At 58.0% G+C, this 255-nt stretch carries 1 rRNA gene; it reads right to left on the bottom strand.

The window, feature by feature from the left end:
* Positions 1–255 (bottom strand): 16S ribosomal RNA (locus tag JNB61_RS20760); the annotation flags it as partial.

Genomic DNA, 255 nt, shown 5'->3' on the forward strand with positions numbered 1-255 from the left:
GCCGGTCACCCTCTCAGGCCGGCTACCCGTCGACGCCTTGGTGAGCCATTACCTCACCAACAAGCTGATAGGCCGCGAGCCCATCCCAGACCAAAAAATCTTTCCAACCCCCACCATGCGATGAGAGTTCATATCCAGTATTAGACGCCGTTTCCAGCGCTTATCCCAGAGTCCAGGGCAGGTTGCTCACGTGTTACTCACCCGTTCGCCACTGATCCACCCCGCAAGCGGGGCTTCACCGTTCGACTTGCATGT

The sequence above is a fragment of the Microbacterium ureisolvens genome (assembly GCF_019511645.1).
Lineage (GTDB): Bacteria > Actinomycetota > Actinomycetes > Actinomycetales > Microbacteriaceae > Microbacterium > Microbacterium ureisolvens_A.